The sequence below is a fragment of the Microbacterium sp. NPDC090281 genome, from assembly GCF_044769635.1.
Taxonomy (GTDB): Bacteria; Actinomycetota; Actinomycetes; order Actinomycetales; family Microbacteriaceae; genus Microbacterium.
The window spans coordinates 709,778-725,202 of sequence record NZ_JBIVYH010000001.1; the positions used below are offsets into that span (position 1 = coordinate 709,778).

Consider the following 15,425-nt stretch of genomic DNA (forward strand, 5'->3'; position numbering starts at 1 on the left):
AGCTACATCAGAAGGAGAAAACGAAATGACCGAGACGACGCTCCAGCTCGACTTCGACATCGATGCCGCGCGCGAGGAGATCCTCGACTACTGCCTGCGCTCGATGCAGTACGGGCTCAACTTCAACACGCAGGGCAACATCAGCATCCGCGTTCCCGGCGTCGAGGACCGCTTCCTCATCACGCCCACCGACCTCGAGTACGACAAGATGAGCGCCGATGACATCGTGCTCGTCAACGGCGACAGTGAGGTGATCGACGGACGTCTCGGGCCGTCGAGCGAGGTCACCGTGCACATGGCCGTGTACCGGCGTCGTCCCGACGTGAACGCGATCGTGCACTCCGAGCCGGTGTTCTCGAACGTCTGGGGTGTGGTGGGCTCCCCGATCCTGGGGACGCTGGTGAACATGGTGATCTACACCAAGGGCGACGTGCCGATCATGCCGTTCGAGCTCAGCAACAACACCGAGTTCGGCGAGCACATGTGCGATGCGATGGGAGACCTCAACGCGGTCGTGTGGGCGAACCACGGCCTGCTCACGGTCGGACCCAACCTGCGCGACGCGTTCAAGACGAGTGTGGCGGTGGAATCCGCGGCCAAGGTGCAGGCTTATGCCGGCGCGCTCACCGACACCCCGATCGTGCTCGACTACGACACTCTCGGCATCACCGAGTCGCTCTGAGGATCGGGGATGACACTGCAGACGCTGCGCACCGCGCTCGCCGCCGCCGAAGAGGGTGGTTACGCCGTCGGCGCCTTCAACGTGTCGAGCATCGACCAGGCGATCGCCGTGCTCGATGCCGCCGAGGCAGAGCGTTCGCCCGTGATCGTGCAGGCGATAGCCGGGATGTCGGCCTACGACGACGAATCGCGCTGGTGGCACCGTCTGCGCGGCCTGGTCGCCGAGTACGAGGGCGTCCCCGCTGTGCTGCATCTGGATCACGGGCGCACCTATGACGACTGCGTGCGGGCGATCGAGCACGGCTTCACCAGCGTGATGATCGACGCGAGCAGGGCGAGCGGTACGGATGAGCCGGCATCCTTCGCCGACAACGTGGCTCTCACACGTCGGGTCGTCGAGGCCGCCGCGCCAACAGGGGTGAGCGTCGAGGGCGAGCTCGGCACGATCGGCGGGGCGGAGGCCGGGATCGCCGGGGTGCTCGAGGAGATCGTGTTCGCCGACCCCGATCAGGCCGTCGATTTCGTGGAGCAGACCGGAGTGGATGCGCTCGCGGTGGCGGTGGGCACGAGCCACGGTTCGGTGAAGTTCACAGATGCTGCCGGCGGGCAGCGGCTGCGGCTCGGTCTCATCTCCGAGATCAAGGGGCGGCTGCCGGACACCTTCCTCGTGCTGCACGGCTCCTCATCGGTGCCGGCCGAGGCGGTCGCGGCGATCAACGCGCACGGCGGGGACGTGCGTCCCTCCTACGGGATCTCGCCCGCGCAGAAGTCGGAGGGCATCGCCGCCGGCATCCGCAAGATCAATCAGGGGACCGACTCCCACCTCGCCTGGAGCGCCGCGTTGCGCACGTTCCTGCAGGACAACCCCGCGGTGGTCGAGCCCAGCGAGCAGCTGCGCCCTGCGATGGGCGGATTCCGTGCGATGGTCACGCAGCGCATGCGCGAGTTCGGGTCCTCGGGTCGCGCCTGAGGTTTCCGGCCTCGTAGATCACGCCCCGCAGGTCACGCCCCGCCGATCCAACGCCGCCGATCCAGCGCTGCCGGTCAGGCGAGCTCGATCGTCAGCCCGGCCTCTCGAAGCGCCTCCAGCTCGGCCGGGGGCGCTTCGATGCCGGTGATCAGCATGTCGACGCGTGCGAGCGGAGCCACCTGGATCACCTGGCTCTTGCCGATCTTCGAGCTGTCGGCGACCACGATGGCCCGTGCCGCCGAGTCGAGGTAGCGCCGTTTCATGGTCACCTCGGGGAGGCTGGAGTTCGTGAACCCGCGCTCCGACACCCCGTTGCAGCCGATGAAGCAGATGTCACTGTGCACGGAACCGATGAACATGTCGCCCATCGGGTCGATGAGCGAGCGCTGCTTGTAGTTCACGGTGCCGCCGGTGACGACGACCGTGATGTGGTGCGGCTCTGCGACCCCGAGTTCGAGCGCGATCGTGAGGGAGTTCGTGAACACCACGACGCCGCGCAGGTCTTCGCGGGCTCGCAGGGCGCGCGCGATCGCGAGAGTCGTCGTCCCGGCGTCGAGCAGGATCGCCATCTCGCTCTCGACCAGCGCTGCCGCGGCATTCCCGATGCGTCGCTTCTCGGTCACGGCGCGGGTGAGCGCACGCTCATAGTCGGGGGAGTGGGCGGTGGACTTGATGCCCGAGATCGCCCCGCCGTGCACCCGCTGGATCACGTTCTCCTCGGCGAGGAGGTCGAGATCGCTGCGCACAGTCACCTCGGACACGCTGAGCGTGCGGCTCAACTCCTGCACACGGGCGAAGCCCTGGCGTTCGATGATCGACACGATCTGCTCGCGCCGCACCGTTGCGGGGACCGTCTGCGACCACTCTGGCATCCCCTCAGCGTACTCGGGGGCCGTGGAGCAGCCGGAGGGCGCTCCCTCGCCGCAGCCCGGAGGCTGGCATCGATTTCACCGAGGGCCGGATCCTCGCTCCCTGCGCGATACTGTTGCACCACCCCGGCGGCGGTTGTCGGGGAGCAGTGGTCGCCGGTGAGCAGGGGTCGGCGGGAGTGGGGGAGCGCATGGCAACGATCTACGATGTCGCCGAGCTCGCGGGGGTCTCGCCCGCGACGGTCTCGCGCGTCTTCAACGGCACGAGCGTGTCGGACGAGAAGGTGGCGGCAGTCCGGGCGGCCGCGGCGACGCTGGACTTCACCCCGAACCGCGCCGCCCGCTCACTGCGTCGACAGAGTTCCGAAGTCATCGCACTCGTGATCCCCGACATCGAGAACCCGTACTTCACCGAGATGGCGCGTGGGGTCGAAGACGTCGCCTCCGAAGCCGGATACTCCGTCGTGCTCTGCAACTCCGATGCGCAGGTGGAGAAGGAGGCGACCTACCTCCGTATCGCGATCGCCGAGAACATGTCGGGTGTGATCATCGCGACCGCCGGCGAGCACTCCGACCTCGACGGCCTCCTCGCCACCGGCCGTCCTGTCGTGGCCGTCGACCGCAGCACGACCTACGACATCGACGGCGTCGTGATGGCCAACCGTGCGGCAGGCACCTCGGCGACGCGGAGTCTGCTCGATGCCGGCCATCGTCGCATCGCCTACATCGGCGGCCCCGAGCACATCGACACCGCCGCCGAACGCGCAGCGGGTTGGCGTTCCGCGCTCGCTGCGGCCCACCCCGACCTCGCACTCGACGGGCTCGAGCGTTTCGCGACATTCCGCGTCGACGGCGGGCGGGCCGCGATGGAAGAGCTGCTCGCTCTCGCCGAACCACCTGACGCCGTGGTGGCCGGCAACAACCTGATCGGGGTCGGCGCCATCCAGGTGCTGACGGAGCACGGCCTCACCCCGCCGGATGTCGGTGTCGCCGTGATCGGCTCGCTGCCGTTCACGACGCTCTCGCCGACCGCCGTGACCGTCGTGCGGTTGCCGGCGCGACACATGGGTGTGACCGCGGCGCGGATGCTGCTCGAGCGGATCAAGGGCGACACGCAGCCGGCGCGCACGGTCGTGCTGCGCAACGAAGTCCAGCCCGCGAGCGCGACGCGGGGCTGATCAGGCGGGCGGGCGGTCTACTGTGAGCGCCAGAACCGCGTCGCGAGATTCGCCACCTCTTTGTCGAGGCTGTCTACCTTGTGCTCGAGGGCATCGATCCGGCCGGTGAGTCGGCCCTCGAGACTCTCCAGCCGCCCGCTCAGATCGCCGCGCAGGCCACCGATCTCGCCGTGCAGCTCGCCCCGCAGTCCACCGATCTCGGCGCGGATCACTCGGCTGAACTGCATCGTCATGAGGGTCATGCCGCCGAGCATCATGGTCGTGAAGACACCGATCAGCGTCCATACCTGCGGGTCGTCCAAGCGCATGCCTCCAGTCTGATTCGGGGTGCCCAGAATGTCACGGTATTCCGGTGCTGTTCGCCCGGTGAGGCGCGCTTCGTGGGCAGATCCTCTCGGGTGAAAGTGGTGCAGGAAGACTCGCGTCTTGCGCCATGAAATCGATTTCGCGTACAGTGTCGTTCAGGCCGCGGACTCCGTCGTCCCGGCACGAGGAGGACTCCATGCGCTGCACCCTCGGGGTGGACATCGGCACGTCCAGCAGCAAGGGCGTGCTGGTCGATGCCGACGGCGGCATCCTGGCGTCGGCGACCAGGGCGCACGACGTCGATCGTCCCCACACGGGCTGGGTCGAGATGGACGCTGCGATCTGGTGGGACGAGTTCGTGGCGATCGCGCGCGAGCTGCTCGCCGGAGTCCCCGACGCCGAGATCGTCGGCGTCGGCGTCAGCGGCATGGGGCCCTGCATTCTTCTCGCGGACGAACGCGACGAACCGGTACGCCCCGCGATCCTGTACGGCGTCGACACCCGCTCGACCGCGCAGATCGAGCGCCTCACCCGCGAACTCGGTGTCGACGAGATCACGCGCGTCGGAGGATCGACCCTGACCTCGCAGGCCGGCGGGCCGAAGATCGTCTGGATCGCCGACGAGGAACCCGAGGCGCGAGAGCGGGCACGACGGCTGTACATGCCGGCGTCGTGGCTCGTGCGCAAGCTCACCGGCGCGTACGTGCTCGACCACCAGTCCGCCAGCCAGGTCTCCCCGCTCTACGACATCGAGGGCGAGCGCTGGCACGAACCGTGGTGGGCGCAGTATGCCGGGGCGATCGAGCAACCTCCACTGCGATGGGCGGGCGAGATCGCCGGCGAGATCACGACCGAGGCGTCGGCGCTCACCGGCATCCCCGCCGGTACCCCCGTGGTCACCGGCACGATCGACGCGTGGACCGAAGCCGTCAGCGTCGGCGCCCACGAGGTCGGCGACCTGATGCTGATGTACGGGACCACGATGTTCATGGTCTTCACGAACGGCGCTGAGGCGCTGCGGACGCCGTCGATGTGGACCACGGCCGGCGCCTTCGCGGGCACCCGCAACCTCGCGGGCGGCCTCTCGACCTCCGGTGCGCTAACCGCGTGGCTCAAGGGACTCACCGGTGCCGACTACCCCGAACTGCTCGCCGATGCCGCAGCGTCGGGTGCCGGAGCCCACGGCCTCCTCGTGCTGCCCTACTTCGCGGGCGAGCGCACACCGATCCAGGACCCGGACGCCCGCGGTGTGATCGCAGGACTCACCCTCGAGCACACCCGCGGTGACCTCTACCGGGCGGCGCTCGAGGCGACCGCGCTCGGCGTGCGACACAACGTCGAGACCATGCGTGCAGCGGGTGCCGACATCAGCCGCATCGTCGCGGTCGGCGGCGGGACCCAGGGGCGGCTGTGGTTGCAGATCGTCTCCGACGTCACCGGCCTCGTGCAGGAGGTGCCGGCGACCACGATCGGCGCGAGCTACGGCGCGGCCTTCCTCGCGGCGACCGCGATCGCCGCCCCTGACGAGGTGCCCACGATCACCGATTGGAATCCCATCTCGGAGCGCATCCAGCCCGACGAGGGGGTTCGACCGCTCTACGACGCACTCTTCGACCGCTACGTGCGGCTGTACGAGGGGACGAGATCCGTCGTCCACGAGCTCGCCGCCGCGCAGCGCGGTACCCCGATGAACACCATGAACTCGACCCCCACGAACCCGACCCCCACGAACCCGACCCCCACGAACCCGACCCCCACCGCCTCGGAGGCATCATGACCACCTACACCCTGCCGACGACGGCATCCCGCCCGACGACCGCCCCGAAGACGGCGTACATCATCACGTCCGGCGACCTGCGCGAGTCGGCGAACGTCGCAGGCTGGCCGACGCAGGTCGAGCTGGAGCACGGCGTCACGGGAGTGCTGAACGCGCTCGGGTGGGAGGTCATCCGTCCGTTCGGCGTCGACCCCGAGACCGGGCACGGCTTCATCTCCAGTCAGCGCATGGGCCTCGAGGTGTTCAAGAGCATCCCCGTCGATGCGCCGCTGGTCGTCGCGATCGCCAACTGGCAGTACTCCCACCACGTGCTCGCCGGCCTCCGTTCGCACGAGGGGCCGATCCTCACCGTCGCGAACTTCGCGGGGGACTGGCCCGGGCTCGTCGGGCTCCTCGGCCTGAACGCGGGGCTGACCAAGATGGACAAGCCCTACGCCACCACCTGGTCGGTCGACTTCACCGACGAGTGGTTCACCGACGGCATCAAGGAGTGGACCGAGACCGGCGCCATCACCCACGACGCCTCGCACGTGCGGGCGCTGCCTGCGCTGCCGGACAGCCCCGAGAAGCAGCTGGGCGAGGCGCTCGCCGCAGAACTGCTCGCAGAGAAGGCCATCATCGGCGTCTTCGACGAGGGCTGCATGGGCATGTACAACGCGATCTTCGACGACGAGCTGCTCAACCAGACGGGCATCTACAAGGAGCGCCTGTCGCAGTCGGCCCTGTACGCCGAGATGCTCGAAGTCACCGAGGGCGAAGCGGATGCCGCCTACGACTGGCTGATCGACGCGGGCATGACCTTCCGGTACGGCGAGGATGCCGTCACCGAGCTCACGCGTGAGCAGGTGCAGTGGCAGTTGAAGATGTACATCGCCGCGCTCCGCATCGCCGACGACTTCGGGCTCGACGCCGTCGGAATCCAGTACCAGCAGGGGCTGAAGGACCTGGTGCCGGCATCCGACCTGGCCGAGGGGATCCTGAACTCCACCGAGCGCCCGCCGGTCACCTCGCGCGACGGCTCTCGCGTCCTGCACGAGGGCCGGGCGTTCCCGCACTTCAACGAGGCGGATGAGGGTGTCGCCGTCGACGCGCTCGTGACCGATCGGGTGTGGCGTGCGATGGGCCTCGTGCCCGACAACACCCTGCACGACGTGCGCTGGGGCCAAGACTTCGACGGAGAGTTCGTCTGGGTCTATGAGATCTCGGGCTCCGTGCCGGCCTCGCATCTGGGCGGGTGGCAGCACGCCGAGGGATGGCGGCAGGGCCACGTGTTCTTCCCCGCGGGCGGCGCGACGATCAACGGCGTCTCGAAGCCCGGAGAGATCGTGCTCTCGCGCGTCTTCATCGCGGAGGGCATCCTGCAGGCCGACATCTTCCGTGCCTCGGTCGTCGAGCTGCCGGCGGAGGAGACCCAGCGCCGCAAGGACGCCACCAACCCGGAGTGGCCGATCGCCCATGTGGTGCTGCACGGAGTCTCGCGCGATCAGTTCATGGCCCGCCACAAGGCCAACCATGCACAGCTGGTCTACGCCCCGGATGCCGAGACGGCCGACAAGGCCCTGATCGCGAAGGCCGCGATGTTCGCCGGAATGGGCATCAAGGTCAACCTGGTGGGAGAGGTGACGGTCTGATCGGCTCGTGAGAGCTACTGCGATCGCCAGAAACGCGTCGCGAGATTCGTCAGCTCCGTGTCGAGGTCGTCGACCTTCGATTCGATGCGCCCGAGTCGGCCGTCGATGCCGTCGATGCGAGCCGAGAGGATGCCTTCGACGCGATCGATGCGAGCGGATAGCGAGCCCTCGACGCGATCGACCTCGACGCGGATGATGCGGCTCAGCTGCGTCGTCATGAGCGTCATGCCGCCGAGCATCACTGCGGCGAACACGCCGATCAGCGTCCATACCTGCGGGTCGTTCAATCGCATGCCTCCAGTGTGAGTCGGAGCGGCCAGGTTGTCACGGTATTCCGGTGGCCCTGAGCCAACAGCCCAGTAGTTGTGGGTAGGGCGCCATCCGAGGCCTCGGTGCAGGAGGAGAATCACCTGCTTCATCGACTTCTTCACCTCCGTCCACTTAAGCGATATAGTCGGCCGCAGGTCGCATCGAAGCGGCCTGATCTCGATATCGATGATGAAGGAGACGATCAGCCATGACTCAGTCGCACATCAGGATTCACCGGTTCCGAAAGGGTCTCGCGGCACTCGCGGGCTTGGCGGTCGCAGTGGTCGGTGCCGCCGCGGCCTCGCCTGCCGTCGCCGAGAGTTCGGCAGTCGACCCGCAGGTGGTGGCATACGTCGAGGTGAACTCGAACGATTTAGCCAACGTCGCCGACTACACTCTGGCTGATTCGGGGAAACCGGCCGTCGACATGGCGATCATCTTCGCCGCCAACATCAACTACGACGGCGAGAAGGCCTATCTGCATTTCAACGACCGCGTCACCGCGACGCTCGACGACGCAGAGAACCAGATCCGCCCCGTGCAGGAACGCGGCACCAAGGTGCTTCTCTCGGTGCTCGGCAACCACCAGGGGGCGGGGTTCGCGAACTTCTCCTCGTACGAAGACGCCGATGCGTTCGCCGCGCAGCTCGCCGACGCGGTGACGACCTACGGGCTCGACGGCATCGACTTCGATGACGAGTACGTGCAGTACGGCGCCAACGGCACTCCGCAGCCCAATGCGGAGTCGTTCGGGTGGTTGGCCACGGCGCTCCGCGACCGCCTCGGCCCTGACAAGATCATCAGCCTGTACGCGATCGGCGAGACGTACACCGTGACCGACTTCAGCCAGTTCGACGTCGCCGGGGTGATCGACTACGCCTGGAACCCGTACTACCCGACGTACAACGCGCCGACGATTCCGGGCTTCGGCGACAAGAGCCGACTCGGAGCAGCGGCGGTCGACCTCGCGAACGTGAGCGCGTCGACGGCCACGGACTTCGCCCAGCGCACAGTGGCTGACGGCTACGGCGTGTACGTGGCGTACAACCTCACCGGCACGGATCAGTCGCAGCTCCTCTCCGGAATCACTCAGGAGCTCAAGGGGGAGGCGACGGAGTACCAGGCAGCACCGTGACCGGGCGAAACCCCTGATCAGCCCAGTGGGTTGATCAGTCCAGGTCGAACACTTCGACCTGACGGATCGTGACCTCGGCCTCCGCACGCACGCGGATCGCCGAGGTCACGATCCGCGTGGTCAGGGTGAACGGCGTCGTGCGGTCGGGAAGCAGCTCTTCCTGATGCGTCGTCGTCACCGGAGTCCAGTTCGCGTCCGTTCCCAGAACCTCCCAGCGCAGGGCTGTCGAGAGCGACGAACCCGTCATGGTCACGCTCAGATCGCTGATGCCGCGAGCTTCGGGGAACCGCCACCCGACCCATTCCCCCTGGTGCAGGACGGTGCCGGCATGCCCCGCCGCTCCGTCGTCGAAAACCCGGTCGGGGTGGGCGACCGCAGCGGAGAAGATGAGGTCACCCCCGGTCGAGGTCAGGTCTGCGTGCCAGGGCTCGATCGCACCGCGCGCTGAGGTGTCGTGGGCCTCGCTCGTGAGGGGCGCACCCGTCTCGAGCGAGGAAGCCGGATCGACACCGAACACCAGATCGAGCACGGCGTCGCCGACCAGCGCATCGATCGGCAGGTCAGCCGAGGGCAGAAGCGCCCCGTCGAGTCGTGCCTCCTGCAGCACATGAGCCGATGGCACTGTTCGCCGGGATCGGATGCGCAGCGTCGAGCCGTCGCCGCGATCCACGCGGATGTCGTCGAAGAGCGGCGAACCGATCCGCAGTCGACCCGAGGCGAGCTCCAGCGGGTACAGTCCGAGCGCGGCCCACAGCCACCACGCGCTCATCTCGCCGTTGTCCTCGTCGCCGGGGAATCCCTGGCCGATGTGGGCTCCGGCGAACAGCCGCCCGGCGAGGTCGTGCACGATCCCCGCCGTCTGCCACGGGCGATCGGTGAACGCGTACATGAAGGGGATGTGGTGCGCGGGCTGGTTCGAGATCGCGCACATCCCGGAACGGAGCGCCCTCGCCTCGCGCTGCTCATGGATGACGGTGCCGTACGCGCCGCCGAACCGCTCGTCGGCGGTCTCCGGCTCCGCGAACAGGGCGTCGAGGTGTCGTCCGAGGCCGACGGGGCCCCCGAAGAGGTCGGCGAGCCCCGTACCGTCGTGCACCGCGCCGACCGACATGCCCCAGGCGTTCGTCTCGACGTTGTCTCCGCCCCACGACCGCGGATCGAATCCGGTTGCGAAGGTGCCGAGATCGTCCCGGCCCCGGAAGAACCCCGTGTCGTCGTCGAACAGCGTGCGATACGACCGTGCTCGATTCGCGAAGTACCTGGCGAAGGATCGATAGCGTGCGGGATCGGATTCGGCTGCGGGCGTCGATGCGGATTCGGCCGCGAGCTGCGCGGCGAAGCGACCGAGTGCGGCATCGCTCACCGCGTTCTCGATGCTCCAGCTCATGCCCTCCGGCACGTCTGAGGAGATGTACCCGGTGAATCGGCCCCTCGCGAGGCCCTTGCGGCCGCGGCGCGCATCGGGCCCTGGCTCGCAGGCGTTCCGCCATCCGCTCTCGAACGCGGTGACGTGGTCGAATCCCACGCCCCAACGCGCAGCATCGGCGAAGATCTGGTCGCTCGAGGTGCCGACCATGCTGTCGACGTACCCCGGGGCGCTCCACCTCGCCATCCAGCCCCCGCGGCGATACTGCTCGAGCTGCCCGTCGAGGAGCCGCCCGGCGAGGGCGGGGTCGAGCAGCGCGAGCGCCGGCCACTCGGTGCGATACGTGTCCCAGTAGCCGTTGTTCACGACGAGTTCGCCATCGGCAGCTGGTGTGCCCTCACCGGGGGGACGTCGCGCGGCGAACACGTCGGCGAATCGCCAGAGGGGCGCCGCTGCCGTCCCGACGTTCTCGGCGGCGCTGTTGGGGTAGAGGTGCATGCGGTGCAGCGCGGCCGTGATCCGGGATCGATGCTCCTCATCGGCGAGTGCGCGATAGGGGACCTCCGCCGCGGGCAGGGCGGGGATCGACACCCGTCCCAGCAGCCGATTCCAGGATGCGGCGGCGTCGTCGCGCAGCTCTTCGTAGGAGATCGACGGGGGTGCCTCGGTCTCCAGGGCGTGCCTTGCCTGCTCCACCGACAGGAAGGAGATGCCGATCCGCACCTCGAGCGATCCGCGTCCGGCGACGTAGCCCGCGACCTCGCCGCGTCCGTCGTCATCGAGCGAGCCGTGCGCGAGAGTCTGTTCGACTCCCGGCACGTCGTCCCCGGCAGGCAGAATGGTGCCCGCGAAGAAGCAGCGAGGAGCGTTGCCCCAATCCTCGGGGCCCTCCGGGATCCATCCCTCGAAGCCTCCGGCCTCGGTCCAGACGAGACTCCCCTCATCGGTGAGCTGGTCGATGACGAAGCCGACCGAAGCGTCGGGATCCGCGCTGCGCACGCGGAACGCGGCACCATGCGCAGTCGCCGTCATCTCGACCTCCAGGCCGTCGCCGAGCTCGGCTGCATACTCGTGCGGACGCGCCCGTTCGGAGCCGGGAGTGATCCAGCGCCGGCGACCTGCGCGCCGCGAAGTGGGTGTGCTCAGGAACGGCATCAGCTGCAGCACCGAGCGATCGCCGATCCAGGGGCTGGGCTGGTGGGAGAACTGGAGGGCTTCGAGCCGTCGCCCCTGCGGATCGTCGTGCACGAAGGGGCGGTAGGGCCAGCGCGAGTCTTCCGCATCGGTCGCGGGTGTCACGAACGTGAATCCGTGCGGCACGGCGACGGCCGGGATGGTGTTGCCGCGAGAGAACCGTGGCCCTGAGTGCGAGCCGCGGCGGGTGTCGACACGTTCGACGGGCGGGAGGTCGAGGGCGGTGCACCGCTCCTCGACCACGAGCTGCACGAAGCCGGTGCACCGCGGAGGAAGGTCCGCAGCGGCGGAGAGCGATGCGGTGCCGAGGAGCGATGCGGTGCCGAGCACGATCTCGACCGTGCCGCTGCGGTGCGCGAAGGGCGCGAGCGAGACGGTGTCGGCGTTCCACTGCTCGGGCATGCTCCAGCGGGCGTCGAACTGCGCCTGCGCCGTGACCGGGAAGTCGCAGCGGTCGCGCACGGCGGAGACATCGCTCAACCGCGAGCCATCCGCGAAGCGCACGTCGACCGTCACGGCGAGGGCCGCATGCGGTGCCAGGGTCGCGGCCGGTCCGTCGGCATAGAACGCCCAGTGCAGCACGGTGTCGGGGGAGATCTCGAGATCGGCGAGCCCCGGCACGTCGATCCGCTGCTCGCCGGCGGAGGGGTCGAACGCGAAGGCGTACACCGCGCCGGGCAGCACGCCCGCTCGGGGACGGGACGACGGAGGATCGGCCGGCCCGTCCGCCGGCGTGAGATGTACGGCGCTCACCCCTTGATCGCGCCCTCCTGCACGCCCTTGAAGAAGAACCGCTGCGTGAAGGAGAACATGATGACGATCGGCACGAGGGCGATCATGGTGCCCGCCGCGATCAGACGAGGGTCGACGGAGAAGCTGCTGTTGAGGTAGGCCATTCCCACCGTGAGCGTGTACTTCGACGGGTCGGACAACACGATGAGCGGCCACAGGTAGTCGTCCCAGGCGCCGATGAACGCGAAGATCGCGACCACCGAGACCATGCCGCGGATGTTCGGCCAGACGATGTGGCGGATGCGCTGCCAGGTCGTCGCACCGTCGACGGTCGCGGCATCCAGTACGTCCTTCGGGATCATGCGGCACGCGGTGGCGATCAGCAGCACGTTCATCGCACTGATCGCGCCGGGGAGGAAGACGCCCCAGAGAGTGTCGGCCAGCCCCAGAGCGCGGATCGTGAGGAAGTTGCTCGTCACCGTGACCTCCCCGGGGAAGAGCAGCGTCGAGAGGAGGATCGCCATCACGATCCACTTGCCGCGGAACCTCATGCAGCCCAGTGCGTAGCCGGCGAAGGTGGCCAGCACGACGTTGCTGATGACCGTGCCGACGGATACGAGCAACGAGTGCCAGGCGTAGAGGTACACCGGCACGACGTCGGCGACCCTGCTGTAGTTCTGCAGCGTCGGCTCCCTCGGGATGAGCTCGGGCGGGAAGGAGTAGATGTTCTCCTGGGCTCCCTTGAACGACGTCGACAGCTGCCAGATGAACGGGCCGATGACGATGACGAGGACGAAGAGGAGGAGGGCGTATCGACCGATCAGCCCGCCCAGGGTCGGCTTGCTGAAATCACCGGAACCGCGGTGGCGGAAGATGCGTTCGCGCGCCGGGCGCGCGGGGGCGGCATCGGCGGCGCGACCTTCGTCCTCGGTGCGGGGTGGCGTGAGAACGCTCATGCGGTGACCTTCGCCTTCTTCTCGCGATTCATGACGGCGATCGCGACGAGCGGGATGAGGGTGAGCAGGAACAGCGCCACGCTGATGGCGGACGCGTATCCGATGTTCCCGTTGAGGCCGGACCCCACCTGGCGGATCAGCATCACGAGCGACATGTCGTATCCGCCCGGTCCGCCCGTGCTCTTGGAGAGCACGTCGAGCTCGGCGAACACCCTCATGGCGGACACGGCTATGAGCACCGAGATGAGGAGCATCGCGCCGCGCACCGAGGGGATCGTCACGGAGAGGAAGCGGCGGAACGAGCCGGCGCCGTCGAGCATCGCGGCCTCGTGCAGCTCCTTGCCGACGTTCCCGAGCGCCGCGAGATACACGACCATGTAGTAGCCGAGCCCCTTCCAGACCGTGAGCAGGATGGCACAGCCGAGCAGCAGCCAGCGGTCGACGAGGAACGCCATCGGCTTGTCGATCAGCCCGAGGAACTCGAGCGTCTGATTGATGATGCCTCGGCTGTCGAACAGCCACGTCCAGATGAGGGCGACAACGACCACCGAGGCGATCACGGGGAAGTAGAACGTGGTGCGGAAGAACGAGATGCCCGGCAGCTTCTTCTGAACGAGCAGTGCCAGCAGCAGCGGGAGGATCGTGAGCAACGGCACGCACACGACCACGTAGATGAGGCAGGTCGTCAGGGCGTTCCAGAACATCTCGTCGCCGAACATGCGCTCGTAGTTCGCCCCACCCACGAACTCAGGCGTCCGCAGCGGCTTGGCGTCGGTGAAGCTGAGGAAGACCGTGTTCAGGAACGGCCAGAGCGCGAACACCAGCACCCAGGCGACGGCGGGCCCGAGGAGCAGCCAGGGGGTGAACCACCTGTGGGATCTCATCGTCTTCCGGCCGGCCCGGATGCCGGTGTTCGCGCGCATGGCTTACTTGTCCACGCGGTTGGCGTTGGCGTACTCGACGATCTTGTCGAGCTGGGCCTTCGAATCCGCTTCGCCGTTGACCGCGAGAGCGATCTGCTGGGTCATGTAGGTGGCCATGTCGGAGGTCCACTGGAAGGGCAGCGCCTTGGCGTCCTTCATCGCGCCGAAGACCGTGTCGATCGCGGAGAGCTGCTTCTGGTCGGTGACCGTGGAGGCGATGCTGTCGACGACCTCGTCGCCGCCGTCGATCGTGCCGGGCGCGGTGCCGACGGCGAGGGACGAGAAGGCCACCTGGTTCTCCTGGTTCGTCGCGAACTCCGCGAACGCCAGCGCGGCCTCCTTGTTGTCGGAGTCGGCCGAGACGTTGAGTCCCTGCACGTAGAGAGGCGCGATACCGAGCCGCGACGTCGCGACCGTGTTCTCCAGGAGTGCGGGGGCATCCTTCTGCAGGTCGGTCGTGAAGCCGGTGCCACCGGTCGTGAAGGCGACCTTCTCCTGGATGTACGCTTCCGCGTTTCCGCCGTAGTCGCCGGTCAGGGCCTCGGCGGGCATCGCACCCGCCGCGTACGCGTCGGCGTACTTGTCGATGATCGCGGCGGCTTCGTCGGTGTTGAAGTCGAATTCGCCCTTGTCGTTGATGACCTCCATGCCGGCGGCCGTGAACGTGTCGAGGGCCGGGATCGAGGAGAGGAGCTGCACCTTGCCGCCGGACTCCGTGGCCACGTCCTCGGCGAGGGTGAGCAGCTCGTCGACCGTGGTCGGGAGGTTCGCCTCGGTGACGCCGAAGGGGGCGAGCTGGGCGAGGTTCCACCACGATGCGTCGCTGGAGAGGTACCACGGCAGGCCGTAGGTGCCCTCCAGGCCCGGGTACTCGCTGTAGGCCTCCCAAGCGCCCGTGTTGTAGGCGGACTTCAGCTCGGGGTCGGCCGTGTCCAGGTCGACCAGCTTGCCTGCGGCGACCAGCGGGTAGGCGATGTCGGGCGGCAGGTTCAGCACGTCCGGGAGGGTGTCGGCGTTCGCCTGGCTCAGGATCTTCTCCTGGTAGCCGTCTCCGGGCTGGTCGAGCCACTCGACCTTGACGTCGGGGTGCTCCTTCTCGAACGCGTCGATGAGGTCTTCGAAGTACGGGGTGAACTTCTCGTTCTTGAGCGACCACGTCTGGAACTGGATCGTGCCGCTGAGTTCGCCCGACGTGTCGATGGGGCCGGAAGCGCCGGAGGATCCCCCGCCTCCCGTGCAACTCGTCAGCGCCAGAACGCCGATGCTGAATGCTGCCAGAGCGACAATGCGTGTGGGAACTTTCATCGTGCTTCTTCCTCGAGGCGGGCGAATCCGCGTGATGTCCGGATCAGAGGACTACAACGCTTTAGCAGATGAAACCATTCGATTCCGTCCCTG

General features: G+C 67.8%; 13 protein-coding genes. 6 read left to right on the forward strand and 7 right to left on the reverse strand.

All coding sequences use genetic code 11. The features are described from left to right. Window positions 1-25 precede the first annotated feature (25 nt). Together ACIQTX_RS03400 and ACIQTX_RS03405 are read left to right on the forward strand one after the other, a co-directional pair. Window positions 26-682 carry a class II aldolase/adducin family protein gene (locus tag ACIQTX_RS03400; RefSeq protein WP_105525936.1) on the forward strand — a complete coding sequence of 219 codons (657 nt, stop codon included), beginning with the start codon at window positions 26-28 and terminating at the stop codon, window positions 680-682. A gap of 9 nt (window positions 683-691) precedes the next feature. Continuing rightward, window positions 692-1,651, forward strand: coding sequence for a ketose-bisphosphate aldolase (locus tag ACIQTX_RS03405; protein WP_402968880.1), 960 nt, complete (start codon window positions 692-694; stop codon window positions 1,649-1,651). A gap of 74 nt (window positions 1,652-1,725) precedes the next feature. Here the strand turns inward: ACIQTX_RS03405 and ACIQTX_RS03410 are convergent, their stop codons facing one another. Continuing rightward, window positions 1,726-2,523 (reverse strand): DeoR/GlpR family DNA-binding transcription regulator, encoded by a 798-nt coding sequence (locus tag ACIQTX_RS03410; protein ID WP_105525934.1) that lies wholly within the window; start codon window positions 2,521-2,523, stop codon window positions 1,726-1,728. 188 nt (window positions 2,524-2,711) lie between these two features. Here ACIQTX_RS03410 and ACIQTX_RS03415 point away from each other — a divergent pair, with 188 nt between their 5' ends. After that, a complete protein-coding gene (locus tag ACIQTX_RS03415) occupies window positions 2,712-3,698 on the forward strand; it encodes a LacI family DNA-binding transcriptional regulator (RefSeq protein ID WP_402968883.1) in 987 nt (328 codons plus the stop codon). 17 nt (window positions 3,699-3,715) lie between these two features. Here ACIQTX_RS03415 and ACIQTX_RS03420 read toward each other — a convergent pair whose 3' ends face one another. Then, complete coding sequence (locus ACIQTX_RS03420) at window positions 3,716-4,006, reverse strand: hypothetical protein (protein ID WP_402968886.1); 291 nt, start codon at window positions 4,004-4,006, stop codon at window positions 3,716-3,718. Between the two features lie 194 nt (window positions 4,007-4,200). On the opposite strand from ACIQTX_RS03420, the gene ACIQTX_RS03425 reads away from it, so the two are divergent. Together ACIQTX_RS03425 and ACIQTX_RS03430 are read left to right on the forward strand one after the other, a co-directional pair. Continuing rightward, window positions 4,201-5,781, forward strand: a complete 1,581-nt coding sequence (locus ACIQTX_RS03425; protein ID WP_402968889.1) for an FGGY-family carbohydrate kinase — start codon at window positions 4,201-4,203, stop codon at window positions 5,779-5,781. Further along, on the forward strand, window positions 5,778-7,412 hold the full coding sequence (locus ACIQTX_RS03430; RefSeq protein WP_402968892.1) for a fucose isomerase: 1,635 nt from the start codon (window positions 5,778-5,780) through the stop codon (window positions 7,410-7,412). Before ACIQTX_RS03425 ends, ACIQTX_RS03430 begins: the two co-directional genes overlap by 4 nt. Before the next feature lie 14 nt (window positions 7,413-7,426). Here the strand turns inward: ACIQTX_RS03430 and ACIQTX_RS03435 are convergent, their stop codons facing one another. Continuing rightward, window positions 7,427-7,705 carry a hypothetical protein gene (locus ACIQTX_RS03435; RefSeq protein WP_402968895.1) on the reverse strand — a complete coding sequence of 93 codons (279 nt, stop codon included), beginning with the start codon at window positions 7,703-7,705 and terminating at the stop codon, window positions 7,427-7,429. Between the two features lie 224 nt (window positions 7,706-7,929). Here ACIQTX_RS03435 and ACIQTX_RS03440 point away from each other — a divergent pair, with 224 nt between their 5' ends. After that, entirely contained in the window at window positions 7,930-8,856 is a 927-nt protein-coding gene (locus ACIQTX_RS03440; protein WP_402968898.1) for an endo-beta-N-acetylglucosaminidase H, read from the forward strand. Window positions 8,857-8,890: 34 nt separating this feature from the next. Here ACIQTX_RS03440 and ACIQTX_RS03445 read toward each other — a convergent pair whose 3' ends face one another. The 4 genes from ACIQTX_RS03445 to ACIQTX_RS03460 are packed head-to-tail and all read right to left on the reverse strand — an operon-like array spanning window position 8,891 to window position 15,332. Next, window positions 8,891-12,169, reverse strand: coding sequence for a glycoside hydrolase domain-containing protein (locus tag ACIQTX_RS03445; RefSeq protein ID WP_402968901.1), 3,279 nt, complete (start codon window positions 12,167-12,169; stop codon window positions 8,891-8,893). Next, window positions 12,166-13,104: a carbohydrate ABC transporter permease gene (locus tag ACIQTX_RS03450; RefSeq protein WP_105528369.1), complete on the reverse strand. Its 939-nt coding sequence runs from the start codon at window positions 13,102-13,104 to the stop codon at window positions 12,166-12,168. Before ACIQTX_RS03450 ends, ACIQTX_RS03445 begins: the two co-directional genes overlap by 4 nt. Continuing rightward, a complete protein-coding gene (locus ACIQTX_RS03455; RefSeq protein WP_105528368.1) occupies window positions 13,101-14,027 on the reverse strand; it encodes a carbohydrate ABC transporter permease in 927 nt (308 codons plus the stop codon). Before ACIQTX_RS03455 ends, ACIQTX_RS03450 begins: the two co-directional genes overlap by 4 nt. A 3-nt stretch (window positions 14,028-14,030) precedes the next feature. Then, window positions 14,031-15,332 (reverse strand): ABC transporter substrate-binding protein, encoded by a 1,302-nt coding sequence (locus ACIQTX_RS03460; RefSeq protein ID WP_402968906.1) that lies wholly within the window; start codon window positions 15,330-15,332, stop codon window positions 14,031-14,033. Window positions 15,333-15,425: the final 93 nt, after the last annotated feature.

What these genes read in the sequence shown, in the direction of transcription:
- ACIQTX_RS03400 (WP_105525936.1), top strand. Translation starts at nt 26, where the DNA reads ATGACCGAGACGACGCTCCAGCTCGACTTCGACATCGATGCCGCGCGC.
- ACIQTX_RS03405 (WP_402968880.1), top strand. Translation starts at nt 692, where the DNA reads ATGACACTGCAGACGCTGCGCACCGCGCTCGCCGCCGCCGAAGAGGGT.
- ACIQTX_RS03410 (WP_105525934.1), bottom strand. Translation starts at nt 2,523, where the DNA reads ATGCCAGAGTGGTCGCAGACGGTCCCCGCAACGGTGCGGCGCGAGCAG.
- ACIQTX_RS03415 (WP_402968883.1), top strand. Translation starts at nt 2,712, where the DNA reads ATGGCAACGATCTACGATGTCGCCGAGCTCGCGGGGGTCTCGCCCGCG.
- ACIQTX_RS03420 (WP_402968886.1), bottom strand. Translation starts at nt 4,006, where the DNA reads ATGCGCTTGGACGACCCGCAGGTATGGACGCTGATCGGTGTCTTCACG.
- ACIQTX_RS03425 (WP_402968889.1), top strand. Translation starts at nt 4,201, where the DNA reads ATGCGCTGCACCCTCGGGGTGGACATCGGCACGTCCAGCAGCAAGGGC.
- ACIQTX_RS03430 (WP_402968892.1), top strand. Translation starts at nt 5,778, where the DNA reads ATGACCACCTACACCCTGCCGACGACGGCATCCCGCCCGACGACCGCC.
- ACIQTX_RS03435 (WP_402968895.1), bottom strand. Translation starts at nt 7,705, where the DNA reads ATGCGATTGAACGACCCGCAGGTATGGACGCTGATCGGCGTGTTCGCC.
- ACIQTX_RS03440 (WP_402968898.1), top strand. Translation starts at nt 7,930, where the DNA reads ATGACTCAGTCGCACATCAGGATTCACCGGTTCCGAAAGGGTCTCGCG.
- ACIQTX_RS03450 (WP_105528369.1), bottom strand. Translation starts at nt 13,104, where the DNA reads ATGAGCGTTCTCACGCCACCCCGCACCGAGGACGAAGGTCGCGCCGCC.
- ACIQTX_RS03455 (WP_105528368.1), bottom strand. Translation starts at nt 14,027, where the DNA reads ATGCGCGCGAACACCGGCATCCGGGCCGGCCGGAAGACGATGAGATCC.
- ACIQTX_RS03460 (WP_402968906.1), bottom strand. Translation starts at nt 15,332, where the DNA reads ATGAAAGTTCCCACACGCATTGTCGCTCTGGCAGCATTCAGCATCGGC.